This is a genomic window from Chryseobacterium sp. CH25 (assembly GCF_004119455.1).
Taxonomy (GTDB): domain Bacteria; phylum Bacteroidota; class Bacteroidia; order Flavobacteriales; family Weeksellaceae; genus Chryseobacterium.
Window position 1 is genome coordinate 279,716 of the sequence record NZ_NRQT01000004.1, and the last position, 25,568, is coordinate 305,283.

A 25,568-nucleotide genomic window follows, 5' to 3' on the forward strand; every position below is an offset into this window, starting at 1 on the left:
ATTTACAAATGATTAATGTTATGACTATTGAAGATATTTATCATGCCTTAAGAAAGTGGAAAACTTTAATTGATGCTTATATGAGCGGAAATAAAGACAGTAAGAGCGAAATTATGAAATATCTGAATCAGGGAACTCATTTTTCCGTTGATGAATCTGATATTGAAGAATGGAAAAAACTTCTGAAAGATACAGAAGATGAAAGAAAGGCCATCCATGCTTATGTGGGAATAGATGAAGATCAGCTTAAGTTTTTTCTGATTGATTCCTGCAGTGATCTGTATGCCGATTTTGAGCATATTTTTGTGAAACAGTTTTCTCATAGATCTCCGGATATTACCATAGAGAAAGTTCCGATAGTTACTTCCTATCCCCCTATTAGTTCTGAATCAGCAATCAGCAGAAATTTTACATTTAATATGTATTGCAGTGACTGGGTAGATGCTCAAAAAGGAGGTGATTTTTTTCAGTTGATTAAGATCCCCTTTAGTGATTATGATAAACTTGATCTTAAGAAAGGAGAATCCTGTGTGTGTTTTTTGGGTTTAACCAATAAAGTTCTCAATAATACACCAATTTCTGATTATCATATAGAAATTATTACAGTAAAGGATATAGGAATAGGGCAGATGAGTCAGTTTGCTGAAGACTATTCCACGCCTAGGCCACCATTTACCAATGATTCTATTGAATATCAACTTTTACAGAAAAGCAATGCTTACATATAATACTTTGTCATTTTATTTGCAATTTGTTATCAATTTGACCTTACTTACCGGTTGGGTTATACTGTTAACAAAAGATATAAGATCAAATGTATTACTAGTGGTATTTTTTTTCGGGGAACTTCTGTTGGAGCTATCCGATTTTGTAGACCGTGTTCTGGATTTGCATACCATCAATATTTTTAATTATCCACTAAGCCAGTTTTTTGGTTTACTGATGATCACGGCCATTTATGATCGGTATTTTTTTCAATAGGAAAGCTATTGAAGTTAGTGATCAGTATTTTTGCTGTTGTATTGTTGGTATTCAACCTTATGTATATGCAGAATATTCATTCAGCTACTTTTTATTCCAATGTGGTGATGAGTATTATCCTGTGCAGTTTTGCGGCCTATTATTTTCTGTATATTCTTAAAAAAGGAAATACTCATAAAATATTATTTGTGACTAATATCCTGGTCTTTCTATTTTTTTCTGTTGAATGCCTGATTTCTACAACATTTAACTTTCTGATCAATAATTATCTTAAATGGGTTGCTCCCATTTGGTTATTCAGAGGGATTTTGCTGCTTTCTTTTTACATTTCTTTTATCAATCTTGGATGCTATACCCGGAAAATGAAAGTACCATAGTATCATGGATATGGATTGGTATTGGAATCTTATTCTTAACTACAGCCTTTATTATTTTATTGGTTACACATTATTTTGAGCAGATTAGAAAGAATAAAAGAAAAATGATACAGTTGGTTCGGAATGCAGAAACTGAATGTTGGGAAAGTATTCATTATTTACAGGAAAGGGATAGAGAAAGGCTATCAGAAGAGCTTCATGATAATATAATCTCCCAGTTGAATATAATCCGGTTGAATATTAATACTAGAAATGGCAAAGAATTGAATTCTGATTTAAAAAGATCCATGCAGTTGGTAAGGGAGTTATCTCATAACCTTACTCCCCCGGATCTGAACGGAATAGAACTGTCTGATTTTATTTCCGATTATCTGGTGCAGATCAGTAAAGAGGTTGAGGTTTTGTATGTTAATCATACAGAACAGGATATTTTAATCAGCGGTACAATTAAACTGAATCTTTTCAGAATTGTACAGGAGTTGATTACTAATATCCTTAAGCATGCTTTTGCTACTGAAATTACAGTTCTTCTGAGAGTTTCAGTGAAATATCTGAGTCTGGTTGTAAAAGATAATGGACGTGGATTTCCAATGGAAAAATATAACAAAGGAATTGGCATGAAAAATATACAATCGCGAAGCAGAAAGATTAATGCGGTTTATAAATTTAAAACTAAACCAGAAAAAGGAACAAGATGTATTGTTTTTTTAACGTTAAACAACACTAAAATATAGCCCATGAAAATTAAGATAGGAATAGTAGATGATGATTTACTTTTTGTACAGCTTTTAAAAAATTATCTTGAGAATAATGCCCATTACGAGGTGGTACTCACTTCAAAAAGCGGTAATACATTTCTTCAGGAAGCTAGTGTTTTCTTAGATGTTCTTATTTTGGATTTGAGAATGAACGATGGAGATGGTTTGGAGGTTTTATCAGCATTACCTTCATTTCAGGATGAGATCAAAACCATTGTGCTTTCAAGTTTTTACAGGCGTTCTTTTATGGGGCAGATGCTGAAAATGGGAGCTCATGCTTTTTTGCCAAAAGAAATTGAACTGGAAGAGCTGTCTGTTGTCATTCATACTGTATATCATAATGGACATTATTTTTCCAGTGAGCAGATTGATGTGATGAGAGGCCAGCTGTCTAATAAACTTCCCCAGTTTCATGCTTATTCAAAGGATGATCTTACAGAAAGGGAAGTGGAAATTATCAGGTTGATCTGTCAGCAGCAAAGCACCAGGGAAATTGCTGATAATCTTTTTATTTCTCCTAAAACGGTAGAAACACATAAGACGAATCTGATGATCAAAATTAATGTGAAAAATATGGCAGGGCTGGTCATTTATGCTGTTCAGAATAATATTGTGGATGCTGCCGAGATTGTTTTGCTGGATAAATAAATTATTTTTAGAGCTTATTTTTTCTTAAAAACTTATTAATTCCATGCTCTATTAAATTTTGGAAGACAAATTTTCCCAATATATTATTTGCCATAGCGAAATTTCCTGTTCCTACTCCTTTTACTTTAACATAGATTTTATCTTCTTTTCTGAATATATTGATGGTAACTGTACCTGGATTGTCAGGATCATGCAATAAATGACCACTTTGAGTGGTATTTACAATAGTGAATGATTCTGAATAATTTTCCGTTTTTACCTTTCCCAGAATAAAAGCATTGGCAATTCCACCGTGTTCCCTGTTTGCAAAAAATACATTATCTTTTCCTTTGAAGGCTAATGGGACAGTAGCACCTACGCTTTCTTCTTCTGCAAAAAAATTAAAGACATTTTTTTCTGTGATTATTTCGGTTACACTTCCAACCAGTAAAGTAAATTCATATTCATGTTCCTGAGCATCAATTTTACAATCCATTACCATCCATATATGGCGAATCCATCGGGCTACAATAAAACCTCTTTCCTCTTCTTTATCATGGATTATGTAATGTAAAATAATATGAAGTAGATCCTGTAACAGACTCTTGAACATTTTTTTTTGTGAATAGGCTGAGCTGGATTGATCATTAATTTTTTCATACGATGCTTTTTTATGGTCAGAAATGAAGAATTGATTTTTTTTTGGAATTAAATCAGTAAGCATTTTCTTATTCTGCTCCGGAAAAAGATTAGGACGAATATCTTTTTCTTTGTCTTCAGGCGGCTGGATTCCTGTGGAAAAACCTCTTGTTATGAAAAGAGATCTATGAGTAGTACCGACGCGAGGTATAAAGGAAGATTGCTTTGAAATAATATAACGAAACATATGATAATTTTTTAGAGATGAACGTATTGGTTAATCTGAAAGAAAAAGAGGGAGAACCCTAATGTATTCTCCCATTGAAAAACTTAAAAAAAACATTAAGAAGCACTAAGCATTTTTGCAATCGCAATCGCATCGGATACGGTATCAATGCTGTAGATCTGCATCACTCCCTGGGTAGTGGCTGCCTGTCCTAAAATATTTTGTTGATTTTGTGCATTTACTGCATTTTCAAACATAATTCCTGTAGAATGGGCTGCGGATTGATAAACATTCCCTAAAGCCATTGCTGGTGACTCTGCTACTACTTTTACATTAGCTTGCGTCACTGCATCTGTGATTTGTTGGTTAACTGTTTGTGCCATGTTATTAATTTTTTTGAGGGATTTCTCCCGTTAATACTTTTATCAATAAGGTGCTGCTTTATTTTTCAAAATAATCCCGGAACTGGGTTAAGATGCTCCTAACATTTTAGCAATTGAAATTGCATCTGCAATAGTGTCAATGCTATAGATTTGCATCACTCCTTGGGTAGTGGCTGCCTGTCCTAAAATATTTTGTTGATTTTGAGCATTTACTGCATTTTCAAACATAATTCCTGTAGAGTGAGCGGCGGATTGATAAACATTTCCTAAAGCCATTGCAGGAGCTTCTCCTACCACTTTTACATTAGACTGAGTAACTGCATCTGTAATTTGTTCATTAACTGTTTGTGCCATGGTGTAAGATTTTTTAATTTATATTAACGTAATTGATTGGTTAAAAAACAATCGGGTGATTACCCGATTGTAATTCTTTGTTTTTGTTCTCAATACTGATTATGAAGCGCTGAGCATTTTTGCAATCGCAATCGCATCGGATACGGTATCAATGCTATAGATCTGCATCACTCCCTGAGTAGTAGCTGCCTGCCCTAAGATATTTTGTTGATTTTGAGCATTTACTGCATTTTCAAACATAATTCCTGTGGAATGGGCTGCGGATTGATAAACATTCCCTAAAGCCATTGCTGGTGCTTCTGCAACAACTTTTACATTGGATTGGGTAACTGCATCTGTGATTTGTTCGTTGACTGTTTGTGCCATGATTTTAATTTTTTATGATTTGATGGATAGATGGCCAGGCTTTCTGGTCACCCTTTTTTTGTAATGAAAGTATTTCTATTAAGAAGCACTTAGCATTTTAGCAATGGAAATAGCATCTGCTACGGTATCCATGCTGTAAATCTGCATGATTCCCTGGGTAGTGGCTGCCTGTCCCAATATGTTCTGCTGATTTTGAGCATTTACTGCATTTTCAAACATAATTCCTGTGGAATGGGCTGCAGATTGGTATACATTTCCTAAGGCTATTGCGGGAGCTTCTCCTACTACCTTTACGTTAGATTGTGTTACAGCATCAGTGATTTGCTGGTTAACTGTTTGTGACATAATTTTTAGTTTTTTATGAGATTATATCTCGGTTAATAAATATGTTGATCTTTATTTTGTGTTATGGTGTTTAAGAAAAGGATGTGGTTGTACCAGAAATAGATAAGCGTAATTTATTTTGGGCTTATAAAATATTGGCAAGTTCTATTTCTCCAGGTTAAGGCTAAAAGTGAAATAAGTGTGACTAAAAAACCATGTATATAGATTGTATCTGGTTTTAGAGTAGAACCACATCCATATATTATATTTTAAGGGTTGTTTTTTTATAGAATATCAAACCTGCTTTTTCTAAAAGCTACAGTTTCTTTATATCTTAATCTTTTCTCTGCCAGTTTTTTTAAACCTGCAACAGCATTACCTGTACTGATTTGAAAATCTTTTTGTTGATTCAGTACTGTCTGTTCATACATGATTCCGACAGAATGTGCATTTACTTGCATAGAAATAGCAGAAGGTACTGTTGATGACATGGTTATAACACCTGTGTTGTTGATTTCATTTTGATTGGGTTCCATAAATATCTGGTTTTTGAGGTTATTATACTCATTTACGAATGTTGGCCAACTTTGCTTGTAATTTGCTCAGCCTTTCAGCAACTTTTATTTCCTGTGCTTTCACTTTTTCCTTCGAAATCTCCTGTAGATTCTTCAGTTGTTCATCATAATTGATAACAGATGTGGTAGAAGGCTGTGATGGGGTTATCTGCTGTTGCTGTTTTACGGCTTCTTCCAGTTTCTCAAGCAGTGGTGCAAGGGATTTGAGAGTCTCTTTAGTGGCTTTATCTTTGATGTACTGAATAATTTCATCTTCGCGGGAAAGAATATCCGGAAAAGGTACCTGATTTTGTTGATCTGCATCAGAATTGGAAGCCTGTGCCTCAGCCTGAAGCTTACTTGATTCATCGTCTGTACTCATCATCTTAATTTTTTATGATTAATAATAGAATTCTTGTAGATCTGCTAAAGAAGATAGTCTATAAAAGAACTTGCTCCTATCCAGTCTTTATTCAGATTTCTGATAACATTGCTACCTACAATTTCAAGAGCAATATTTCCTGAAATAACATTGGCAGAAAGCAACTCTTTTAGTGAATTAAGGGGTAACTGCAATACATAATCTTCAGAAAGCATCGGAATTGTATTGTTGCTTGTAGAGTTTTCATTGATCACAATATCAATAATTTCCTGGCAATAATGAGCAATGAGTTTTGCTCCCTGGAACTCCAGTTCCCTTTTTAACTCTATCATTTCTGCTGAGGTAATGAGGTCTGAAATAGCATTTACATCTACTTCATGTGTAGAATACAAAGCCTCCCCTGTATTGGATGGGTTAATCGTAATATCAGTTTTTAAAAGATAATTCGCTTTTTCAAGATTGACGGTAAGGAGTGGAGAATCTGCTTCTTTGTCGGCTACATCATTCAAAGTATTGAGTGGCAGAATTCTCATATTACAATAGAATGTTTTCTGGTCATCCAGCTTAATCATGATAATTGCTATACCTGTTGATTTATCTTTTGTTTCTATAGCAAATGACTGGTAAAGCGGGTATTTTTTATTTTTGTTGACACAATTTACAAGTCGTATTGTAGGAGTGACATTAATATCAGAGGTTTGAAGATTGAATACCACTCGGTTGATGTTATTCTCAGGCTTTTTTATACTAAAGTAAGCTGTATCGTTATCCCTTTGGAGGTAAAAACTTTCATTGAGCTCTTCTAATGATCTTAAATTGAATATTTGAGCAGGTTTGCTGTCATTTGAATAATTCATATCGTATTAATTTTAATTGTATTGAATAGCTTTGATATCAGATTTTTCTTAATTTCAGGAGCTTTACTTTCTCCGGTGGGAAATTCAGGTTCATTATAAATTGGTTTTTCAGGCTCCTCATTTTTTATATCAGAGTTTAGATTTTTTTTTTGAGGATCTTCTTCTGAAAGATCATTGAAACAGCTGGGGAAGATGGGGTTGTATTATTGCTGGCAACAGGTAAGGGAGCAGGAATGCTAAGAGTAGTTATTTTAGTTTTCACTTCAGCATAATCACTGATGATTTTGAAAAGATCTTTCATAACTTCATTTCCCTTTCCAACATCTTGAAAATCATTTTCAGAAGATTTCTCTTTATGGGTAGCATCGGGGTCGTGGTAATATTTTCCATAAGTTAACATATTATTAGCCAGCCTGCTGACTGCAATTAAGCTTAGTTGCTCAAATCCCTTCAGGAAAGATTGAAGATCCTGCATCATCATTCCGGTAGCCTGATCTGTCATAATCTTTGAAGCTCCTGTCATTGGGGTAGCCGTTGGTGGAGTCAATACCTCACTGTTTACAAAGACTACAGATTCCTCAAAAGGGGTATTAGTCTGTACATCTGTATTTTGGGTTGTATCCATATCCTTTCATTTTTTGGAATTATCCTTTTAATATTTTAATGGCATCAGCAATAATTACAGGATTTAACTGGTTCAGATTCTGTTGATTGGTTACTGAATTCTGGATGGAAATTCCACTTGCATGGCTTGCCATCTGATAGAGCATACTCATGGCCTGAGCGGGTGATTCTCCAAGCACTGTCACATTGGTTTGTGTTACCGCATCTGTAGTCTGGCTGTTTACTTTATCTGACATATACTTTATTTAAATGGTTATTATTATTTTAACTTTAAGACTCTTTTTTCAAAACTTTTTCTCATGCCCCAATTCTTACTGTGAAGTTGGATAACTGTGAATATGAGATTGTTTTTTCCCTTTTGTCTAATACAAATTTCTCTAATTAAAATAAATCAACCGTAAGGGAAAAAACTGAATTTTAAAAATTAAGGGAATTCTCCTATTTGTGAATTGATGAAAGGTTACCATAAAGATAAATGCGAGGAATAAGGTTAACATACAAGTATAAATTATGAAGGCCGTATCAACTTTATAAGAAATATAAATAGATTTTTAAATAATATTTAAGACAGGTCTTTATAGAACATGGTGGTTGAAATAGTCTTTTGTTATCCCTGTAAAAAAAATGTAAATTAGCCCATACAATCAAAACCAATTCTTTCTACATAACCCATGTCTAAATTAAGAGCTGCAAGAGAACAGAAGAACCTCACCCAGGAAGAGCTTTCAGAGAAATCCAGAATTTCTGTAAGAACTATTCAAAGGATCGAAGCAGGTACAGAACCGAAAGGACATACCTTAAGGGCATTGGCTAAAGCATTAGAGATAGAAGAAGCTTCATTGCAGGATACCATTATAATTCCTGAGGCAGAAGAGGAGATAATCCATGAAATAATTCCGGAAGTGAATGAAGAACAGAAGCCAGAGGGTAATTATTCGCTGATCAAAATCATCAATCTTTCTTCTTTGTTATTTACTTTATTGCCCCCTTTAAATATTTTAGTTCCCCTTATTCTGATGTTTACCATGAAACAGAGAAACAGACTGGTGAGAGAAATTATTTCAGTTCAGATAATATGGACGGTGATGGCACCTATTGTATTCATGTTGGGAATCTTTTTAAAGCTCGGAAGACAGTTTACTCTGGTTCTTATGATTACAATTGTACTCTCCAATATCTTTCTTATTCTTCGCAATGCTGCAGAGATTGATAAGAATAAGAAATTGTATTTTAAGCTGAATTTCAATATGATATAAACCCTATCAGAACTTTGTCGGGTTTTTGTCGGGTTCATTTTTAGGAATAAAACAGATGAAAATCTAATCTTTGTCAAAAATTTAATCATGACAAAGACCGCTTCATTTGCACTTCTTTTTTTCTTTCTGTTTTTTAATACTATTCAGGCTCAACTGTCCAAAACAGATTCTCTTTACAGGGCAATTATGTCAAAAGACAGCCTTCTTTTTTCAGTAGGGTTTAATACTTGTAACAGTCAGCAGACAGAAGCTGTATTGAGTGATCATCTTGAATTTTATCATGACAAAGGTGGTTTTTCAGATAAAAAGAAATTCATGACTGATTTTAAAAACGGTCTGTGTAAAGCTCCTGATGTTTATCGTTCCAAAAGAGTTTTGGTAGATAAAAGCACTCAGATTTACCCGATGTTTAAAGATGGAAAAGTGTATGCTGCTGTTCAGAATGGGGAACATCTGTTTTATGAAAAAGAAGGCAGCCGGGAAGAAAAATTAGTCGGTGAAGCTAAGTTTACGAATTTTTGGCTATTGGAAAATGGAGACTGGAAATTAGCAAGGTCGCTGAGTTTTGATCATCATGCCAAAGAAACAATCAATCAGGAAACTGTTTTTAATAACGATCAGGAAATAGAGAATTGGCTGAAGGAAAATAAAATTCCAACTCTCGGACTGGGAATTATTGAAGATGGAGTGTTAAAACAAGTCAAAGTCTTTGGTGATATTAAAAAAGGAAGTCCAGCACCGTATAATACCTATTTTAATGTAGCTTCTCTTACCAAACCGGTTACAGCAATGGTGGCATTACGTCTGATAAGCCTTGGAAAATGGAAACTGGATGAATCTCAGGATGCTTATTGGACAGATCCTGATATTGCCAATGATCCAAGACATAAGAAACTTACAACCAGACTTATTCTTTCCCATCAAACAGGATTGCCTAACTGGAGATGGATGAATGCCGATAAAAAACTCAATTTTCAGTTTGACCCGGGAACTCAATATCAATATTCAGGAGAAGGATTTGAATACCTGCGAAAAGCTTTGGAAAAGAAATTCAAAAAAACACTGGATCAACTTGCCCAGGAACTGATTTTTCAACCGCTTCAAATGAAAGATAGCAACTATATCTGGGATCAGAATATTGATGAATCCAGATTTGCAATAGGATATAATGAAGAAGGAAAACCCTATCCAATAGAAAAAAATACTACTGCCAATGCCGCTGATGATCTGCATACAACGATAGAAGATTACGGGAAGTTCATGGTTAGTTTGATGACCGGGAAGAATCTAAAGCCGGAAGTTTTCCAGGAAATGATAAAAAAGCAGGTGAAAACTAAAGAAAATAAATATTTCGGATTAGGTTTAGAAATCTATGATCTGGGTGAGGGTGAATATGCATTATCGCATGGTGGAGCAGATCAGGGCACAAGGTGTATTGCTTTTGTGCTGCCAAAATCAGGAAAAGGGCTTCTGATCTTTACCAATGCAGATAATGGCTATAAGGTCTATGAAAAGCTGGTTCTTCATTATCTGGGTGAAGAAGGAAGGAGAATTGTTGATATAGAAAATAGATAAGCTTTCTCGCAGATCACACAGATTACGCAGATTTTTTAGATTTGCCTGATTCGCGAAATCTGCGGGAGATAAATTTAAAACGCAAAGTTTTATTTTCTAAATGTTGAATTTCAAGGAAGCAAAGTAAGCAACAAGTTGCTTTATGAAGCTGTCTGGCTATGCATCTGCTTCATCAGAATCGATTTTTAATCGATTATCTCTTAGCTTCCTTTCAACTATAAAGTATTGAATTTAATCCTTTGCGTTTTAAAAGCATTATCATGTTTTCAATCCTCTGTGTAATTCGTGAAATCTGCGGGAGATAAATTTAAAACGCAAAGTTTTTATTTTTTTGAATGTTGAATTTTAAGAAAGTAAAGTGAGCAACAAGTTGCTTTATGAAGCTGCCTGGTTATGTATCTGCTTCATCAGGATTGATTTTTAATCGATTATCTCTTAGCTTTCTTACAACGATAAAGTATTGAATTTAATCCTTTGCGTTTTAAAAGGATTATCATGTTTTCAATCCTCTGTGTAATTTGTGAAATCCGTGGGAAATAAAATGATAATAAGTAACTAATATCCTTACCATAAATAAGAAGCCTGTCTTCAAAATGAGAGACAGGCTTTATCATTTTATTTTACTTTTTCCAAAAGATATAATTTGGCACCGGAGAACGCCAGCTTAGGCATCAGGTTACCTTCCAGGACCATTGTTTTACTGTTCACATCAATCACCGAAATATAATTATTGGAATTGTATTCAATATAGTTTTCCTTTTCCTTGGTGATAGGATTTTTCCCAAACTCCAACGAGTATTTTACCCAATCTTCTTTATCAGAACTGCAATGTACCGGTTTGAATTTTGATTTATTAGCTTTAAAAATCATTTGATCAAAACCTTCTGTACAATCTGAAGAAAATGTACTTTCAGGATTCTGATCTTTGGTGAAATCTTCGAAAGAACCTTTATAAACACCTACTACTTTCCAGGTTCCGTCTAAACGGTCTTCATCTATTTTCCCTTTTGCTTTGCTTACCGCCCAGCTAATCCCATTAACAGTTCCTTTTACTGCTTTATAGCCTATATTTACAGCTCCGGACACCACTTTGGTTGCCGTTCTTACTACACATGAATTCAATACAAGAACAGCCGAAGCCAGAAATATCATTTTTTTCATATTGTCAAATTTTTTACGAAGATAATATTTTAACTTTTAATGAAGATAAAGGTTGGAAGCGGGGAGAGGGAAGCTGGAAGTTGCTGAAGTCCAATAAGCCACCGAAATTCTATTTTTAGAATATTGATTGTTAAATGATATTGTAAAATAAAGCCTAATAGGAAGTTGCAAATTCTATCATGAAGGTGTGAAGGATGGAATATTTAGTCCATCAGATTGACAGTTTTACTTTTATTGTACCCAGTTTCTTACTGTTTCAAAGAAAAAATCATATAATTTTTTATCCATATTATTCTGGTCGTGAATCACCATATTATTATCTTTTTTAAAGACTAAAGAAAAGGTAATACTGTATTTTTCAGAGGTAGTTGATGCCTGAAATAATCTGTTCTGTGACAGGGTTTCAATATATTGCTGGAATTGGTCCTGAGTGAGTTTCTTATGTTTTGAAATATCAACAGGACTCCCGTTTTTATCCTGTGAATGTCTGACGTAGTGAACCACGCCGTCCTTTTTTACAGTAATGCTTTCCTGATCCCAGTCGGTATGGCTATAGCGTTGAATATATAGGGAATCTGCTTTTTTAAAATCAATTTTATAGAACTTTTGGGGTTCTTGATCTTGTTTAATCAGAAGATTTACCTGGTCATCAGTAGGTGGTACTTTATATTTTACCTTTGAATAATCATAATGCTGGTTCAAAGAGTCGGGCTTAAAAGAGATCATATTCTGTTTCAGATCATAACTTCCCGATGTAAAATCCTTAGTAAGATAATCGCCCTGGTCATCCTGATGATAAGCCGTAAACGTATGATCATTATTAAGCTGCAGCACTTCAGTAGCTGTACAACAACCATTATACATTGGAAGCATAACAGACTGGGCAACATAAGTTCCGGAAACTTGATTGCTTTTCTTACAGCTGTTTAAAACAATTGTGGAGAGGAGAATAATGATTGCTGTTAATTTCATCTGCGTGATATTCAGTTTGTATTTATTCCGTTACAGGCGGAACTTTATATTTTTCAAAAGTATAAATAAGATGATAATAAACTTTGTTTTCCTGATAGGTTTTTCCCATTGGAGTAACCTCTTCACCTTGTAACGATAACTTCTTTTCACTCTGATTGTTCTTATATTTCTTTAAAGTAGGCAGAAAATAGGAAACATGGGTGGTTTGCCATTGTTCATTATCATGAATGAATAGCCATTCATCAGATTTTTTATTAAAATAACAGGCGAGGTTGCCACCCAGCTTTTTAGGGCCAGAATACTTCATTTTAAATCCTTTCTTTGTTAAAAGGCTGTCTGTATTAATTTTGTTAGGCATGAGAGTATACCAGATCTCGGAGGATGTTAAAGTCTGTGCTGATGACAGGAATATTCCTGAAATTAAGACCATAAAGAATAAAATAAAGCGTTTCATTGACTTAAATTTAAATCATTTTTTTAATCCGTTTCTGCCTTTTCCTTTCTCAACAGCTTTCCTGCCGGGTCGAAGTAATAATTAACATGATCTTTCTGAAAAAACAGCTCCTGACCATAAAGATAAGCGTCATTATATTCTAAGGGGATAATGGTTTTCATCTGAAAATCTGATAACCCAAATAAACCATTTTTCCGGATAATAATGGTAGTATCCGTGATTGATATCAGCTCAATATCAATTAGTTCAATGATATATTTCCCACTTTTATCAACTACTCCATACTGATCTCCGATTCTGACAATAGAATAAAACTGGTTTTTATCATTCATAAAATGGAACCCATGAATTTCATCATATAGAAACGGGACAAGTATCTTATTCTGAATATCTATAATTCCTTTTTTACCATTCTTTTTCGCAGAAATAAGTGTGCTGTACATCGGATCCAGCTCTTCATATTCTATGGGAATCAATAGTTCATTGTTGTCATTCACAATCCCGTTGAGGTCATTTTTCGTAACCTTTATAAAGCCACCGGATATGCCTATTGAGCTGTAAGTATTATCCAAGCCTATAATCCATTCGCCTTTGCTGTTCAGGATGCCATACTTTTCCGTATCTGGAATATGTTCTTCCTTTCTTCTTCCGGTCTCATCATATTCATGATCAGCTTTTGAAACCAGGTAATAGCCATCTGTATTGTATGTGGCTGAGCAAAACTGAGGCGGAATAACATTGGTTCCATCCGAAAGATAATAGCCGATATATCCATTGGCATTTTTCAGGGGATACAGTTCATTGTATTTTTGAGCATCGAACAAAAGATAGGGAACCGATACAAGTATAGAAACTATTATTTTTTTCATCATGGTTTTACTGCTTCTTAAAAGTACATATTATTGGGAGATTCTATTCATCCTATTTTTTGTATTTTTAAAATAAGATTAATAATGATGAAAATATTCCCTTTGATAATGCTGTTTCTGCTGGTCTGCTCGTGTTCCCCAAGAATGGTCCGGTTGGCCACTCCGGAAGATAAAGCCGATTTTGGAATTTCAAATCCATCCAAAGCACTGTTTTTTGTAGAAAATGAAAAAGTTACGGCTCCAGAAAATCGTATCAGTAATCATAAAGAAGTGGCAGATGGTCTCTACAGACAGTTTGGGGGAGCTACAGAAAGTGTAATGGTAGCCAGAACCAATGCTCAGACTTTTAAGTTTTCTAATGGAAGAACAACATGGTTTGTCAATGTTCAGAACTTCCCGAAACGTACAGCCATGATTTTGTTTGATGGTGAAAATGAACCCATCATTAAATACAACACCAAAAATTACGAACGGCTGGTAAAAAAATACCTATCCGAAGACCTGGAAAAAAGACAGCAGGCAGGAAAAGAAAATAAGGCTGTAGAAAAAGAAGCCACAAAGGTCTGGAATTCCATAGACGCTGTTTCTTTTACCCCGGATCAGAAATATGCGGATCGGATTATTTATCACAGCAATACAACCTACTATCCGCTAATCTCTTTTGAAGATGGAGGGAATTGTAACGGACGCTTCCAGAACATCATTTATTTGGATGCAAAGCAGAAAAATATAAGTTATACTTTCAATGTTACCTATATCAATGGAAGGATGTTGGAATATGCTTATTCGCGTGAGGGACTGGAAAGCGTACAGAAGTACTATCTCAATACATTAGGATTACTGGATTCTATTGTGAACTCTCAGAATGGTAAAAGAGAAATGAAGCTTAATTTTAAATACCTGCCGGATCAGTTTATTATCCATTCCAGTTTGGGTTTCAGAGAAGAATTTCATTTAATGATAAGGGACAGGTAGAAATGAAATACGATTTCAATAAAAAGGATAAGCTTACAAAAGAAACCTATTACAAGTATGATAAGTTCGGAAGGGTAGTGGAGGAAGAATGTATTTATGATGGAGAAAATCCGGTCAGCAATACCTATGAATATGATTCTGATACAAGAAAAATGTACTCAAAGATGACTGTAAAAGGAAAGGCAGGAAAAATATTGTCAGAAAACAGGACTCAAATCATTAATGGGAAGCAGGTCTTTACTGTTATGACGGATGGAAAGCTACAAAACAGGTCCGTTTCAACTTTAAACAGTAGCTGTGAAGGAGATGTTGTTACATATGATGGCAGTGGAAAAGTTGTGTCTGTAAGTGTTCAGAAAAGACAATAATAGAAGAGTCTTAATTTCATTTAATCCTTCGTTTTTCTTAATGGTCTATTTTCTTGACACAAAGAACTAATGATTCTAATGTTTTATTTTAGGAGGCTAAGAATGGCGACGTTGTCGTTGAAGAAGCGTTATGATAGGTGTATGCTTAATAAGAATCAATGAAATTGATTCCACTCTTTGCTTCCTTGGAATATTATGGAATGAAGATAAAATCTTTGCGTTTATACAACCTCTAAATTTTTAGCCACGAATTCACGAATTTGTTTGAGCTTAATTTTCTTTAAACGTTTTACTGTTATTAATGGTTTAATTTTTTGACGCAAAGAATTAATGATTCTAATGTTTTATTTTAGGAGGCTAAGGATGGCGACTTTGTCGCTGAAGAAGCTTTATGGCTACACGTACGCTTAGTAAGAATCAATGAAATTGATTCCATTCTTTGCTTCCTTGGAATCTTACGGAATGAAGATAAAATCTTTGCGTTTATAAAATCTCGTAATTTTTTAGCCACGAATTCACGAATTTGTTTGAACTTAATTTTCCTTAAACGTTTTACTGTTATTAATGGTTTAATTTTTTGACGCAAAGAATTAATGATTCAAATGTTTTATTTTAGGAGGCTAAGAATGGCGATGTTATCGCTGAAGAAGCTTTATGGCTACACGTACGCTTAGTAAGAATCAATGAAATTGATTCCACTCTTTGCTCCCTTTAAATCTTACGGAATGAAGATAAAACCTTTGTGTTTATAAAATCTCGTAATTTTTTAGTCACTAATGCACGAATTTGTTTGACCTTAATTTTCCTTAAACGTTTTACTGTTATTAATGGTTTAATTTTTTGACGCAAAGAATTAATGATTCAAATGTTTTATTTTAGGAGGCTAAGAATGGCGAATTTGTCGCTGAAGAAGCGTTATGGTATGTGTATGCTTAATAAGAATCAATGAAATTGATTCCACTCTTTGCTCCCTTGAAATCTTACGGAATGAAGATAAAATCTTTGCGTTTATAAAATCTCGTAATTTTTTAGCCACGAATTCACGAATTTTTTATTCATTCGTGCATTCGTGGCCAAAAAATATCTGTGGGTAAAGAAACTACTTTTCTTCCGCTTTTAATTTATTCACCAAAGGATTAGCATACATCGCCATGAAATATTCTTTGGAAACAGGATCAGTAGGATCAATACGCATTTCTAGTCTTCGGATAAACAGCTGTTTTTCCTGTTCTGTGTATTGAGAAGCATAGGTGTCTGTATTGTTGATCAGATCATACGCTATATATTTTGTAGGCCAAAGCTTGTAATTTTTAATGATAGAATCATCAATCAACTGTACAATAGCCTGTAGCTGCTTGTTTTTATTCTCAATGGTAGCGGCAATATGATCCAATTCTGTATCAATAACATCACCGGCATGGATATGAATTCTTTTCTTTTGCCCTATAATTCCACTCAGTATCGTGGTAAAATCTTCATTTTTCCCTTTAATGTATTCCTCTTCCCTATGTTGTGCCAGCAGTTGAGGCATTTTTAAAGAATCTGTAGGATCATATTCATAGGAAATGGAAATAGGAACAATCTTTAATGTTTTAAAATACTCTATTAATGATTGATCTCCGGCTGCCATAGCCAACATTTTTAAAACGCCTTGCTGAGTGGCATCATTCCCGTCTTTAGCACGGCCTTCACGCTGGGCAATCCATACAGAGCGATTTTCTTCGTGTAAGAGCATATCAATATACTCAGACATGGTCTGCGAACTTTTAAGCTGATCACGAATTGACAATCCTCTCTGAACTAAAAAGTTTCGGTTCAGTTTGGCCAGTACATTCAAAAAGTTTCTTTTCACAAGATTGTCACCAATAGCTGAAGCGGTCATAATGTGGCCACTTTCCAGAAGAACAAGGTTAAGAAGGGAAGTATCCAGTACAATATCTCTGTGATTCGAAATATAAAGGTAAGACGTATTTTTATCAAGCTTATCGAAACCTGAAGTCGTTAATCCTTCAGAACTCTTGGCAAGAATCTGGCGAACGGCATAGGCTACAAACTGGTGCTGAAAATCGCTGATGGAATGAATGTTTTTAAACTGCTCCAGCCAAACCTGCTCATCCACACCGGGAAAAGTAAAGGTCATCAGTGCTTTCATCATCGGATCACGGGCTACACTCTGCAATTTTTCATTCACTTCATGATCATGAAAATACCGGATTTCATCAAACTTCGACATGTTATGGTAAAAATTAAAACTTTTTGCAAAAGAACGAAAATTTATCTGGGGATGGAGTATAAAGGTTGTTAAAGTATTATGAAGGGCGTAGAACTTAGAGAAATCATCTGGTGAACTTGGGTAAATTTTTTAAACCATTAAGGATTATGAAGGGTTTAAGGGAAGTTAAGATGGAAATCAAAGATTTTCTTTAAGTCGAAGCTATTCTTAACATTCTTATCCTCTTAATGATTCAAAAACATCCCAATATGTGAGTTTGGATTCCTACGGAATGACAAATAGAGCGCTTTATCTATCCGTACACTTTGTCATTCCGTAGGAATCTCAATATATTATATTCACATTATTTTAAACCTTGATTTTATGAGCTTACAGGTAAATTTATTCCCAGTTTAAAAATTTTATGATATGCAGTAATCTGATTTTCTTTATTATCAAATTGCTTTTTTATATTCTCTATTTTGAAGCTATTGAGTAATGATTGTGGTATATTGGAATTGTTTTCATTCGGTTGATAGAGGTGTGGGTAAATAATCAGACAATCCAATATTTTATTTTCGTCCCAACTTTCATTTTTACTCTTTACTTCGTGTATTACTTTCTTTAATCTGGAATACCCTGAAACCTGACGAATATCTTTATGAATATGACTTTTGGTGTATTTCAATTTATACTTAGTATCAATTACCATTTCATAACCAGGTTTACTAATCAAGAAATCAAGATGATTTCCGTAGGTGCTAAACTGATAATGAATGTGCTTTTCATCTTCAGGGTTAGCCTTCACTAATTGACAATAAAAATAAAGTTCAAATAATCTAGGCATATCAATCCAGAAAGGTGGAGTTTCTACTTTTTCCTGATTTGTTTTGGTGATATTATTAGAGAAACGCTTCAGTATAAGCTGACCAATCCTGATTGCTTCTCCGTATTCATTGAAAAAGGGATTTTTCTTTATGTTTTTTAATTGATGTTCATTAATCCCAGTACCAATATGTTCAAAAGCTGGCCTGCAATAATTGAATATATTTTTAACAGATGTCAGATTTGAAGAAAATAATAATGGATTATTTCCAATATAACTGATGACAAATTCCAGTACTTTCTTTAAAAAACGGTTTTCAAGGTGGTCTTCTCCAAACATCTGAAACTCACAAAAAGTAGATATTAATCTGTTTTTAAAAACATTTTTTTTGATATGTTGTTCAATTAGTACTTTACCTTTTACTTTACTATTCAGGTTTTCCTGAGTTTTGTAGTATGATTTCTTTAGTCCTTTTCTTACAATTGTTTTTAAATGCTGTAAAAACTGTATGATAAGAAATGGAGTTAGGCGGTCATTCTTCTGATCAATGGAAATAGGTTTAGCCTTCCAGTCGATCTGGATCATATCTTTTGAATATCGGGCTGTTTGTGGTAAAGCCATAATATCCAGAAGGATTTTAAGATAATTGATCTCTTTGGTTTCTACCTTTTCCTTACTCCCAAATGTTTCTGGAACTTTAGTGATGTTTTCATCCTCATTAAGACAGTTTTGGAAATACTGAGACAACCCTGCGTTAAGCTTAGGCTCTACATAGATAGTTCTGCCGGTGTTACCTAGCCAGTCTAGGCCTACAAAGTAATCTGCCTTAATTTCACAATGATTTTCTTCTTTTACTACTGAAAAAGAAAAAGACTGATGGTTGAATTTTTTGCTCTCCAACGTGTTAAATAAGGCAAAAGAGTCATCATCAAGGTGCAGCAGTTCATTTTGTACATTGGTAAAAGATTCTCCTGCTGCTACCCGTTTGATCAGAAAGCTTTTATGCTCTGAAAGTAAAATTCCCATTAATTATTCATTTTCAGGGTATTGATATATTCTTTAATATCTTTACCGTCATAATTTCCAATAAGAACTCCGTCCTTCACATATTCCAGAAGAATAGGGACTACCTCATAATTCATTTTCATTCTGAAGATTTCATCCCGGTTCTGGTGATTAACAGGATCTTGTTTTGGTGCAATGAAATAGCTATGTCCTAACTGAACATCTTTTGCTTCAAATTCACCACTTATATTTCCATTTTTAAATAACTGAGAGACTTTTTCAAAGCCTTCGGAATTAAAATGAATATTACTATCATGCTCCAGAGATTCAGGCAGTACATCTATAAAAGCAAAACGTCTTCGTATTGCATAATCAATATGGCCTACACTACGGTCTGCTGTATTCATGGTGCCAATGATGTAAAGGTTGGGAGGGAGGATGAGATCTCTGTTACCTTCTACTTCATACACGCTTTCCACAGCTTTTCCTCTGTATTCAAGGGCATAAATTAATTCTCCCAGTACAGATGACAGATTAGCACGGTTAATTTCATCAATAACCAACACGTAATTCTCCGGTTGAGATAATGTCTGATTAGGAGTATGAGCAGGTTTATCCTGTAAAAAGCTTTTGAATTTTTCAACTAACGGGAAATAATAGGCAGTTCTGTGATAAACAGTTTTTGCCAGATCATCATATTTTTTTGTTTCTTCTTTTTTGGTGATGTTATACTTGTATAGTTTTTTTATTTCACTGAACTTTAAACGGTCTCCTGTCCATCCTTCACTGGAAATATGAAAAGAATTCTCCCCAATATGGGTCAGAAACAGCTTATTGGTAAGTCTTATTTTATGATCGTTAGCTATTAGCTCTTCTTCTATGGAAGTTTTGAAATCTTCAAATACTTCATCAAGCCATGCTGCATGTGAAGAACCATTGCTATGTTGAGTGTATTCACCTGCTTTTTTTATAAAATTACCCAGCACTTTATTTTCAGCTTCGTAGATGATTCCGTTTCCTTCTTCATCCGGCTTGGCTACTATTCCTCTTACAAAATCTTCATAAGTATAACTAGGGTGGAACTGAATCAGTTTAAACTGTGGGTGATTTTTTAGTTCCTGGGTGGTACGTAATCCCAATAACTGAACAGCCAGTTCTTTTGCCTGTCTTGTTTTACCTGTTCCCGGAGGCCCTTGCAGGATAATTTGCTTTTTGTATTCTAAAATCTGAATTTGATGATCCAGTTTATTTTCACTCATATCATTTTGTTCTGTAGAAGATGAAGTATTTTGTTCCTGAAAATAATCGTAAACCTGCCATGGTAGGGTTACAATTTCATAAGCATCCTGATTAAGCTTTTCTTTAAAGATCCGAAGAATATTGTAGCTGTCGTGAAACCAGTCATAGGTAAGTTCCAATTCGAAATCTTCAACATGAGTATTCAGCAGATAAACTAATTGGCCTAATTTATCCTGATTTACAACGGTACATAGCAGATGAGGTTGTAAACTTGCGATAAGCCTGTTGGTAGCGGCTTTTTTATTATTGTCTGTACATTTTCGGAGTAATTCTTTAATTTGATGGTACGTATCAAATAAAGGTTGTTCCTGGTTTAAAGCAATTTTCTGTAAGAGTACAGAAAGTTCCGGCCAGTTTTGCTTAATGAGGTCTCTTTCTGTATTGGTAAAATATCCTTGTTTCAGAGAAGAAACACATTGATCTGCAGAACGCATAAAAAACTCATAAAAGAGTTCTTTATCCCAATCTTCCCAATTTTTTCCTGTACTAGCTTCTTGAATAAACTGTGGTACGTAGTGGATGTAATTCTTTTGCCATTCATCCCAAATTTCTAGCTTGTCAATTAATTCTGTAAACGTCATATTGGTTTTTAGTTTTCTTACAGCCATATTAGAAATGACCTGTTAGCAGGTAGCAGAGTATTTATTGGCCGTAATTTATTTTTAGTAAATGCTGATTATATTTTATACCATCATATAAAGAGATGAAGTGGTATTTGTTTTCATGGATTAGTTATTTTTAAAGTACAATAATAAGAAAAATCTTTAATTCATTATTACGGGAAAACGTAAAATATGATGAAAAACAGCCATTAAAAGAGGCGTAGCCACTTCCAAAGTATCTCCAGGTATTTCAATATCCATCTATAGGCACTTTGGAAGAGCCTTTAGCCCCTTGATGAAGTGCCGATACCCCCTTACCCAAGGGGGTATCGCGGGTTGCATAACTGGCTATCGGGACTTGTTAAAGGGCTGTAGACCGTTGTTTAACTGGCTATAGGCCCTTGTACAAATACTTAGAGGGACTTATGGATAGGCTAAAGGGGGAATTTCATGAAAAAAGCACGCGAAAACGTGCTTTGTAATATAAATGTTATTTCAGTATTATGCTTGATGATTATCATTATTAGAGGCTGGTGGAGGAGGGGATTGAGGTTGTTGCGGAATTATAAAAAACTGTTTCATATCCTCATAAACAACATTGGTACCCGGAACATTCTCTTCAGACAGGAATCTGATATTTCTGTAAAAACTGATCGCATTGTGGTAGTTGTCATGATCTAATAATACTTTGGTATCAGACAGTTGCTCTGTGATGGAATCTAATAGTTGTAACCGTTGTTCTACCTGCTCTCTGGCGATATAATCCCTGTCGAATTCTGCTTTGTCCAGAAAGCCCGGAACATGCTGTGCGTATTGTTCCATATAGCTTTTGGCTTTATTTACAAAAAGCTTGTTCTGCTCTGCAATTCTCCCGTACTGTTGTCTCTGGTCCGGAGTAAGGTTAATGGTTTTTCCTACAAGGACAGTCTGGATGTCCTGAATAGCTTTGTCAATAGTTTCTAAATCACTTTTAGAGAAACTTAAACTGATTAAATTGTCTAGTGCCATAAAATGTGTTTTTTTTTTGGTTGATATTTCCAAATATAATGAGTATTAGATTTGAAAAATGAGAACATTATCACTTTTTTAGGGAGCATTAAGCAGATTGTGAAAATTGGATGATGGGGTTTTTATTTTCTGTATTTCCAGTGAAAAAAAGATTACATAAAAAGGAAAATGAAGAAGATAGCGCTAAGACAGGCAGCAAAAGGAATATAAATCTTAATTATGCTGCTTTTTAGAGATCACTTTTATAAATATTTTTCTATATTTAAACCTCATAAATGTTGATTTATCATGGAACATAAAATACATCAGGGACGGAATGTAAAACGATTCAGGGAAATGCTGGGTATCAAGCAGGAAGCATTGGCTCTTGACCTTGGGGACGATTGGAACCAGAAGAAAGTTTCTCTGCTGGAACAGAAAGAAATTATTGAAGACCCTTTACTGAAAAGAATTTCTGAAGTATTGAAAATTCCGGTGGAAGCGTTTCAGAATTTTGATGAGGAGCAGGCGGTGAATATTATTTCTAATACGTTTGATAACGGATCCTTCTTAAATACAGGTCATACTCCTACTTTTAACGTAAATACTATTGAAGAAATAAAGAAATTACATGAAGAAAAAATGGAACTTTACGAAAGGATGCTGAAGGAGAAGGATGAGATGATGGTGAGGCTAGAGAAACTAATTGAAAAAAACTAATGTTTTTAAAATATAACAAAGGTTCAGCATACGCTGAACCTTTGTTATTTCTTCTTTACTTCTTTCTTCAGTTTTAGAATTTCTTCTAAAAGGTCTTTTGCGTCCCCATCTGCTGGAAACTGGGGGACTAATTCTCCTTTGAAAGCTTTGTGTAAAATGGATTGTGGGAGGCTGTCAATTTTTTGTTTTAAAGTTTTATAGCGTTTTTCTATGATATCTACTTTAGCAAAAAGATCATCGATTTTCGTAACAATTTCTTGTTGTTTATTTATAGAAATAACAGGTACTTTTGTTGATTTAATCTTTTTTAGAACAATTCTCTTAATAGCTGTTCCTGTCATTTCACCAATAAGTTCACTATTCCCCTTTTGTGTCTGGAAATAATACATCAAAAATTTAGAATCTAATTTTTGTTTATTAGTCTTTATTAAACAAACACTAGATAATAAACTAAATGGTTCATCCAAAGTATTAATTGTTACGTTTCCTGTATTTGCTCCATCTTTAGTTAATAAGACATCACCTATTTCTGGACTACATCTTTTATAAATTTCATTGTGAAAACTAGAATCAACATAGACAATATTATCTAGTTTCATATATCCATTTCTAATATTTTTTGATGTAATATATGGATAAGTATTTTCTTGTTTAAAGGTGGAAACATTTTTAGGAGAATGGTGTGCTCCATCTTGAATCTTTAAAGTTAATTGATTAAGTTCTTCAAAATAATGTAATTTTTTGTATGAACTATCTAAAACTTTTTGTCGAAAATCTTTAAGCAATTGAGGAATAAGCTCTGAAGTCTTTTTTATCGCTTCATGCTGGGCAAATAAATTATCTAACTTTTCTACAATACGTTCTTGTTCTGGTAATGGAGGAAGTGGGATAAGAAACTGTTTTAGATGAATAATATTAAAGCCTGGTTGCGCTGTTCTACTACTTTTACTCCACATTAATTTATAAAAATCAGGTGATAAAAAATAATATAAGATCCACTTATTAGAAACTAATTTGCTATTTATAGAAACTTTACCAACTGAAGAAGTGGTATTAGCTTTTGAAATGTAATCTGGAACTATACAACATTTACCTATAGTTGCTCCTGTTTTTGCAATTAATATATCACCTGGTAATAATTCACTTTTTAAATTCTTATTGTGTATTTCCTCAGAAATGTATACTAATTTATCTGGTTTAAAGTTACCCCATCCTATATCACTTACTCGTATATATGGAATTCCATTTTCTTTATAGTGTAAAGGTTTTATTTGACCATGATCACCATCCCCAATCGCGTAATATTTATTCTCGCCGAGTTTTTCTAGTTCAACTAGCACCCAATTTTTGGGTATTTTATTTTCCATCAACTAATTCATTAATCAATTTTTGCAATTCTGTCTGTATAAATAAAAGTTCTTTAAAAGCATTATTAGCAATATCTAATGGTTCACCTATATCAGATGATTTAATAAAACTTTCATCAGCAATCAATCCTAAGTCTAAAGAATCATTTTTCTTTGCAATTTCTTCACGAGAAATACATTGCCAGCGTTCATCTTTTATCTGCTTTCTTTTTTCTTCATCTATTGCTCCTTCATACTCTTTTACAACGTTTTCAGCTGTTAATCCTCCGGTATAAGCTGTGATAAAATCTTCAAATGCTTTTTCTGTAAAAGGTGTTCTTTTTCCAAAGTTTGGCATATTGGTTCTCATATCATAGTACCATACATTTTTGGTATTTCCTTCTTCTTTTTTTCCTCTTGTAAAGAAAAGAACATTGGTTTTTACACCTGCAGCATAGAAAATACCTGTTGGTAAACGCAAAATAGTATGCAGATTGCATTTTTCCATCAAATCTTTTCGGATGCGTTGTCCATCACCATCTTCAAACAGAACGTTATCTGGTAATACTACAGCAGCACGACCAGTTCCATCTGTAATAAGACTTCTGTAAATATGCTGTAAAAAATTAAGCTGTTTGTTACTGGATATATATTTTAAATCTGTTCTGGTAGGTTTTTCTCCTCCTTTCTTTGTGCCAAACGGAGGGTTTGCTAATACACCATTAAAACCTTTTAGAGTTTCACCTAAGCTGGTTAAGGTATCTCCTAAAAGAATATTGCTTTCCATTTGGTGTAATCTGGCGTTCATTAGAGCCAAACGATGGGCATCAGCAACAAGTTCTACTCCTGAAAAGGCTTCTTCTTCCTGAAATTTTATCTTCTCAGAAGACAGAACGTAACGGTAATCGTATTTTTCTTTCAAATAATGGTCAGCAGAAATCATAAATCCAAATGTTCCGCAGGCAGGATCATTCCATCTTTCTCCTAACTTAGGAGCCATTAGTTTTACCATTACATTAATTAATGGACGTGGGGTAAAATATTGTCCCGCGCCACTTTTCTTTTCACCTGCATTTTTTTCCAATAAACTTTCGTAGATATCTCCCATTACATCACGGTCAGATTCTTCATACCAATCAAGCTTATCGATAGCCTGAACGAGAGTATTAAAGTTTACAGGTTTAGTAAGCGTAGTAGAAGCATTAGTATAGATATCTTTGATAGATGGACTGTCTGTTTTGCTACTTACATTAGCTAAAAAATCACGGTATAATCTAAAAGCTTCTACATTATCTGTTTCCTCTACAAATTTACTCCATCTGTACTCTTCAGGGATTTGATCTGAAAATCCTTTTACCTCAGATAATTTAAGGAAAAGGATAAAAGTAAGTTCATTAAGATACTGGTGGTAGGTTACGCCGTCATCGCGCAACACATTACATAAGTTCCAAAGTTTATTGGCTATTTCTTGTGCGCTCATTTTACATCT

General features: G+C 34.1%; 29 protein-coding genes. 9 read left to right on the plus strand and 20 right to left on the minus strand.

The features are described 5' to 3' along the window. The first annotated feature begins 8 nt into the window (after positions 1-8). The 4 genes from BOQ64_RS12050 to BOQ64_RS12060 all read left to right on the plus strand — a co-directional run bounded on the left by BOQ64_RS12050 (position 9) and on the right by BOQ64_RS12060 (position 2,764). Positions 9-728 (plus strand): hypothetical protein, encoded by a 720-nt coding sequence (locus tag BOQ64_RS12050; protein ID WP_228448341.1) that lies wholly within the window; start codon positions 9-11, stop codon positions 726-728. A gap of 261 nt (positions 729-989) precedes the next feature. Then, positions 990-1,358, plus strand: coding sequence for a hypothetical protein (locus BOQ64_RS23095; RefSeq protein ID WP_164975795.1), 369 nt, complete (start codon positions 990-992; stop codon positions 1,356-1,358). Beyond that, positions 1,328-2,092 (plus strand): sensor histidine kinase, encoded by a 765-nt coding sequence (locus BOQ64_RS12055; RefSeq protein ID WP_164975796.1) that lies wholly within the window; start codon positions 1,328-1,330, stop codon positions 2,090-2,092. The genes BOQ64_RS23095 and BOQ64_RS12055 overlap by 31 nt, the downstream gene beginning before the upstream one ends. A 3-nt stretch (positions 2,093-2,095) precedes the next feature. Further along, positions 2,096-2,764 (plus strand): response regulator transcription factor, encoded by a 669-nt coding sequence (locus tag BOQ64_RS12060; protein ID WP_129059722.1) that lies wholly within the window; start codon positions 2,096-2,098, stop codon positions 2,762-2,764. Positions 2,765-2,771: 7 nt separating this feature from the next. Here BOQ64_RS12060 and BOQ64_RS12065 read toward each other — a convergent pair whose 3' ends face one another. From BOQ64_RS12065 to BOQ64_RS12110, 10 genes are all read right to left on the minus strand, one after another. Further along, on the minus strand, positions 2,772-3,629 hold the full coding sequence (locus BOQ64_RS12065) for a hypothetical protein (RefSeq protein ID WP_129055563.1): 858 nt from the start codon (positions 3,627-3,629) through the stop codon (positions 2,772-2,774). A gap of 95 nt (positions 3,630-3,724) precedes the next feature. Beyond that, positions 3,725-3,991 (minus strand): RebB family R body protein, encoded by a 267-nt coding sequence (locus BOQ64_RS12070; protein ID WP_129055565.1) that lies wholly within the window; start codon positions 3,989-3,991, stop codon positions 3,725-3,727. An 87-nt stretch (positions 3,992-4,078) separates the two neighbouring features. Then, on the minus strand, positions 4,079-4,345 hold the full coding sequence (locus BOQ64_RS12075) for a RebB family R body protein (RefSeq protein WP_054509885.1): 267 nt from the start codon (positions 4,343-4,345) through the stop codon (positions 4,079-4,081). 99 nt (positions 4,346-4,444) lie between these two features. Next, positions 4,445-4,711: a RebB family R body protein gene (locus tag BOQ64_RS12080; RefSeq protein WP_129055567.1), complete on the minus strand. Its 267-nt coding sequence runs from the start codon at positions 4,709-4,711 to the stop codon at positions 4,445-4,447. Between the two features lie 78 nt (positions 4,712-4,789). Continuing rightward, positions 4,790-5,056, minus strand: coding sequence for a RebB family R body protein (locus tag BOQ64_RS12085; protein ID WP_129055569.1), 267 nt, complete (start codon positions 5,054-5,056; stop codon positions 4,790-4,792). 263 nt (positions 5,057-5,319) lie between these two features. Next, positions 5,320-5,571 carry a hypothetical protein gene (locus BOQ64_RS12090; RefSeq protein WP_129055571.1) on the minus strand — a complete coding sequence of 84 codons (252 nt, stop codon included), beginning with the start codon at positions 5,569-5,571 and terminating at the stop codon, positions 5,320-5,322. A 28-nt stretch (positions 5,572-5,599) separates the two neighbouring features. Beyond that, a complete protein-coding gene (locus BOQ64_RS12095) occupies positions 5,600-5,974 on the minus strand; it encodes a hypothetical protein (protein ID WP_129055573.1) in 375 nt (124 codons plus the stop codon). 41 nt (positions 5,975-6,015) lie between these two features. Then, on the minus strand, positions 6,016-6,828 hold the full coding sequence (locus BOQ64_RS12100; protein ID WP_129055575.1) for a hypothetical protein: 813 nt from the start codon (positions 6,826-6,828) through the stop codon (positions 6,016-6,018). Positions 6,829-6,964: 136 nt separating this feature from the next. Next, complete coding sequence (locus BOQ64_RS12105) at positions 6,965-7,453, minus strand: hypothetical protein (RefSeq protein WP_129059723.1); 489 nt, start codon at positions 7,451-7,453, stop codon at positions 6,965-6,967. Positions 7,454-7,472: 19 nt separating this feature from the next. Next, on the minus strand, positions 7,473-7,688 hold the full coding sequence (locus BOQ64_RS12110) for a RebB family R body protein (RefSeq protein WP_129055578.1): 216 nt from the start codon (positions 7,686-7,688) through the stop codon (positions 7,473-7,475). Positions 7,689-8,123: 435 nt separating this feature from the next. Here BOQ64_RS12110 and BOQ64_RS12115 point away from each other — a divergent pair, with 435 nt between their 5' ends. Together BOQ64_RS12115 and BOQ64_RS12120 are read left to right on the plus strand one after the other, a co-directional pair. Continuing rightward, positions 8,124-8,708, plus strand: a complete 585-nt coding sequence (locus BOQ64_RS12115) for a helix-turn-helix domain-containing protein (protein WP_129055580.1) — start codon at positions 8,124-8,126, stop codon at positions 8,706-8,708. A gap of 87 nt (positions 8,709-8,795) precedes the next feature. Beyond that, the gene (locus BOQ64_RS12120) at positions 8,796-10,283 is read left to right on the plus strand and encodes a serine hydrolase (RefSeq protein WP_129055582.1); all 1,488 of its coding nucleotides are present in this window, start codon (positions 8,796-8,798) and stop codon (positions 10,281-10,283) included. Between the two features lie 615 nt (positions 10,284-10,898). Here the strand turns inward: BOQ64_RS12120 and BOQ64_RS12125 are convergent. The 4 genes from BOQ64_RS12125 to BOQ64_RS12140 form a co-directional block, all read right to left on the minus strand. Then, the gene (locus BOQ64_RS12125) at positions 10,899-11,444 is read right to left on the minus strand and encodes a hypothetical protein (RefSeq protein WP_129055583.1); all 546 of its coding nucleotides are present in this window, start codon (positions 11,442-11,444) and stop codon (positions 10,899-10,901) included. Positions 11,445-11,675: 231 nt separating this feature from the next. After that, positions 11,676-12,416, minus strand: a complete 741-nt coding sequence (locus BOQ64_RS12130) for a hypothetical protein (RefSeq protein ID WP_129055585.1) — start codon at positions 12,414-12,416, stop codon at positions 11,676-11,678. Positions 12,417-12,438: 22 nt separating this feature from the next. Further along, entirely contained in the window at positions 12,439-12,870 is a 432-nt protein-coding gene (locus tag BOQ64_RS12135) for a hypothetical protein (RefSeq protein WP_129055587.1), read from the minus strand. A 23-nt stretch (positions 12,871-12,893) separates the two neighbouring features. Next, positions 12,894-13,742 carry a WG repeat-containing protein gene (locus BOQ64_RS12140; RefSeq protein ID WP_129055589.1) on the minus strand — a complete coding sequence of 283 codons (849 nt, stop codon included), beginning with the start codon at positions 13,740-13,742 and terminating at the stop codon, positions 12,894-12,896. An 81-nt stretch (positions 13,743-13,823) separates the two neighbouring features. Here BOQ64_RS12140 and BOQ64_RS12145 point away from each other — a divergent pair, with 81 nt between their 5' ends. Then, positions 13,824-14,714 (plus strand): hypothetical protein, encoded by an 891-nt coding sequence (locus tag BOQ64_RS12145; RefSeq protein WP_129055591.1) that lies wholly within the window; start codon positions 13,824-13,826, stop codon positions 14,712-14,714. Positions 14,715-14,716: 2 nt separating this feature from the next. Beyond that, positions 14,717-15,082 carry a hypothetical protein gene (locus BOQ64_RS12150; RefSeq protein ID WP_129055593.1) on the plus strand — a complete coding sequence of 122 codons (366 nt, stop codon included), beginning with the start codon at positions 14,717-14,719 and terminating at the stop codon, positions 15,080-15,082. Positions 15,083-16,181: 1,099 nt separating this feature from the next. On the opposite strand, the gene BOQ64_RS12155 is transcribed toward BOQ64_RS12150, so the two are convergent. The 4 genes from BOQ64_RS12155 to BOQ64_RS12170 all read right to left on the minus strand — a co-directional run bounded on the left by BOQ64_RS12155 (position 16,182) and on the right by BOQ64_RS12170 (position 22,034). Continuing rightward, entirely contained in the window at positions 16,182-17,315 is a 1,134-nt protein-coding gene (locus BOQ64_RS12155) for a 1-acyl-sn-glycerol-3-phosphate acyltransferase (RefSeq protein WP_129055595.1), read from the minus strand. A 361-nt stretch (positions 17,316-17,676) separates the two neighbouring features. Continuing rightward, entirely contained in the window at positions 17,677-19,146 is a 1,470-nt protein-coding gene (locus BOQ64_RS12160; RefSeq protein ID WP_129055597.1) for a 5-methylcytosine restriction system specificity protein McrC, read from the minus strand. After that, entirely contained in the window at positions 19,146-21,005 is a 1,860-nt protein-coding gene (locus tag BOQ64_RS23915; RefSeq protein WP_228448342.1) for an McrB family protein, read from the minus strand. The genes BOQ64_RS12160 and BOQ64_RS23915 overlap by 1 nt, the downstream gene beginning before the upstream one ends. A 522-nt stretch (positions 21,006-21,527) precedes the next feature. Then, a complete protein-coding gene (locus BOQ64_RS12170) occupies positions 21,528-22,034 on the minus strand; it encodes a hypothetical protein (protein ID WP_228448343.1) in 507 nt (168 codons plus the stop codon). A 288-nt stretch (positions 22,035-22,322) separates the two neighbouring features. On the opposite strand from BOQ64_RS12170, the gene BOQ64_RS12175 reads away from it, so the two are divergent. Beyond that, positions 22,323-22,733 carry a helix-turn-helix domain-containing protein gene (locus tag BOQ64_RS12175; RefSeq protein ID WP_129055599.1) on the plus strand — a complete coding sequence of 137 codons (411 nt, stop codon included), beginning with the start codon at positions 22,323-22,325 and terminating at the stop codon, positions 22,731-22,733. Between the two features lie 44 nt (positions 22,734-22,777). On the opposite strand, the gene BOQ64_RS12180 is transcribed toward BOQ64_RS12175, so the two are convergent. Next, complete coding sequence (locus tag BOQ64_RS12180) at positions 22,778-24,100, minus strand: restriction endonuclease subunit S (protein ID WP_129055601.1); 1,323 nt, start codon at positions 24,098-24,100, stop codon at positions 22,778-22,780. Further along, on the minus strand, positions 24,090-25,559 hold the full coding sequence (locus BOQ64_RS12185; RefSeq protein WP_129055603.1) for an N-6 DNA methylase: 1,470 nt from the start codon (positions 25,557-25,559) through the stop codon (positions 24,090-24,092). The genes BOQ64_RS12180 and BOQ64_RS12185 overlap by 11 nt, the downstream gene beginning before the upstream one ends. Between the last annotated feature and the right edge of the window lie 9 nt (positions 25,560-25,568).

Excerpts from the sequence above, each read along its gene's own strand:
- BOQ64_RS12050 (WP_228448341.1), top strand. The coding sequence starts at position 9 with ATGATTAATGTTATGACTATTGAAGATATTTATCATGCCTTAAGAAAG.
- BOQ64_RS12055 (WP_164975796.1), top strand. The coding sequence starts at position 1,328 with ATGCTATACCCGGAAAATGAAAGTACCATAGTATCATGGATATGGATT.
- BOQ64_RS12060 (WP_129059722.1), top strand. The coding sequence starts at position 2,096 with ATGAAAATTAAGATAGGAATAGTAGATGATGATTTACTTTTTGTACAG.
- BOQ64_RS12065 (WP_129055563.1), bottom strand. The coding sequence starts at position 3,629 with ATGTTTCGTTATATTATTTCAAAGCAATCTTCCTTTATACCTCGCGTC.
- BOQ64_RS12070 (WP_129055565.1), bottom strand. The coding sequence starts at position 3,991 with ATGGCACAAACAGTTAACCAACAAATCACAGATGCAGTGACGCAAGCT.
- BOQ64_RS12075 (WP_054509885.1), bottom strand. The coding sequence starts at position 4,345 with ATGGCACAAACAGTTAATGAACAAATTACAGATGCAGTTACTCAGTCT.
- BOQ64_RS12080 (WP_129055567.1), bottom strand. The coding sequence starts at position 4,711 with ATGGCACAAACAGTCAACGAACAAATCACAGATGCAGTTACCCAATCC.
- BOQ64_RS12085 (WP_129055569.1), bottom strand. The coding sequence starts at position 5,056 with ATGTCACAAACAGTTAACCAGCAAATCACTGATGCTGTAACACAATCT.
- BOQ64_RS12090 (WP_129055571.1), bottom strand. The coding sequence starts at position 5,571 with ATGGAACCCAATCAAAATGAAATCAACAACACAGGTGTTATAACCATG.
- BOQ64_RS12095 (WP_129055573.1), bottom strand. The coding sequence starts at position 5,974 with ATGATGAGTACAGACGATGAATCAAGTAAGCTTCAGGCTGAGGCACAG.
- BOQ64_RS12100 (WP_129055575.1), bottom strand. The coding sequence starts at position 6,828 with ATGAATTATTCAAATGACAGCAAACCTGCTCAAATATTCAATTTAAGA.
- BOQ64_RS12105 (WP_129059723.1), bottom strand. The coding sequence starts at position 7,453 with ATGGATACAACCCAAAATACAGATGTACAGACTAATACCCCTTTTGAG.
- BOQ64_RS12110 (WP_129055578.1), bottom strand. The coding sequence starts at position 7,688 with ATGTCAGATAAAGTAAACAGCCAGACTACAGATGCGGTAACACAAACC.
- BOQ64_RS12115 (WP_129055580.1), top strand. The coding sequence starts at position 8,124 with ATGTCTAAATTAAGAGCTGCAAGAGAACAGAAGAACCTCACCCAGGAA.
- BOQ64_RS12120 (WP_129055582.1), top strand. The coding sequence starts at position 8,796 with ATGACAAAGACCGCTTCATTTGCACTTCTTTTTTTCTTTCTGTTTTTT.
- BOQ64_RS12125 (WP_129055583.1), bottom strand. The coding sequence starts at position 11,444 with ATGAAAAAAATGATATTTCTGGCTTCGGCTGTTCTTGTATTGAATTCA.
- BOQ64_RS12130 (WP_129055585.1), bottom strand. The coding sequence starts at position 12,416 with ATGAAATTAACAGCAATCATTATTCTCCTCTCCACAATTGTTTTAAAC.
- BOQ64_RS12135 (WP_129055587.1), bottom strand. The coding sequence starts at position 12,870 with ATGAAACGCTTTATTTTATTCTTTATGGTCTTAATTTCAGGAATATTC.
- BOQ64_RS12140 (WP_129055589.1), bottom strand. The coding sequence starts at position 13,742 with ATGATGAAAAAAATAATAGTTTCTATACTTGTATCGGTTCCCTATCTT.
- BOQ64_RS12145 (WP_129055591.1), top strand. The coding sequence starts at position 13,824 with ATGATGAAAATATTCCCTTTGATAATGCTGTTTCTGCTGGTCTGCTCG.
- BOQ64_RS12150 (WP_129055593.1), top strand. The coding sequence starts at position 14,717 with ATGAAATACGATTTCAATAAAAAGGATAAGCTTACAAAAGAAACCTAT.
- BOQ64_RS12155 (WP_129055595.1), bottom strand. The coding sequence starts at position 17,315 with ATGTCGAAGTTTGATGAAATCCGGTATTTTCATGATCATGAAGTGAAT.
- BOQ64_RS12160 (WP_129055597.1), bottom strand. The coding sequence starts at position 19,146 with ATGGGAATTTTACTTTCAGAGCATAAAAGCTTTCTGATCAAACGGGTA.
- BOQ64_RS23915 (WP_228448342.1), bottom strand. The coding sequence starts at position 21,005 with ATGACGTTTACAGAATTAATTGACAAGCTAGAAATTTGGGATGAATGG.
- BOQ64_RS12170 (WP_228448343.1), bottom strand. The coding sequence starts at position 22,034 with ATGGCACTAGACAATTTAATCAGTTTAAGTTTCTCTAAAAGTGATTTA.
- BOQ64_RS12175 (WP_129055599.1), top strand. The coding sequence starts at position 22,323 with ATGGAACATAAAATACATCAGGGACGGAATGTAAAACGATTCAGGGAA.
- BOQ64_RS12180 (WP_129055601.1), bottom strand. The coding sequence starts at position 24,100 with ATGGAAAATAAAATACCCAAAAATTGGGTGCTAGTTGAACTAGAAAAA.
- BOQ64_RS12185 (WP_129055603.1), bottom strand. The coding sequence starts at position 25,559 with ATGAGCGCACAAGAAATAGCCAATAAACTTTGGAACTTATGTAATGTG.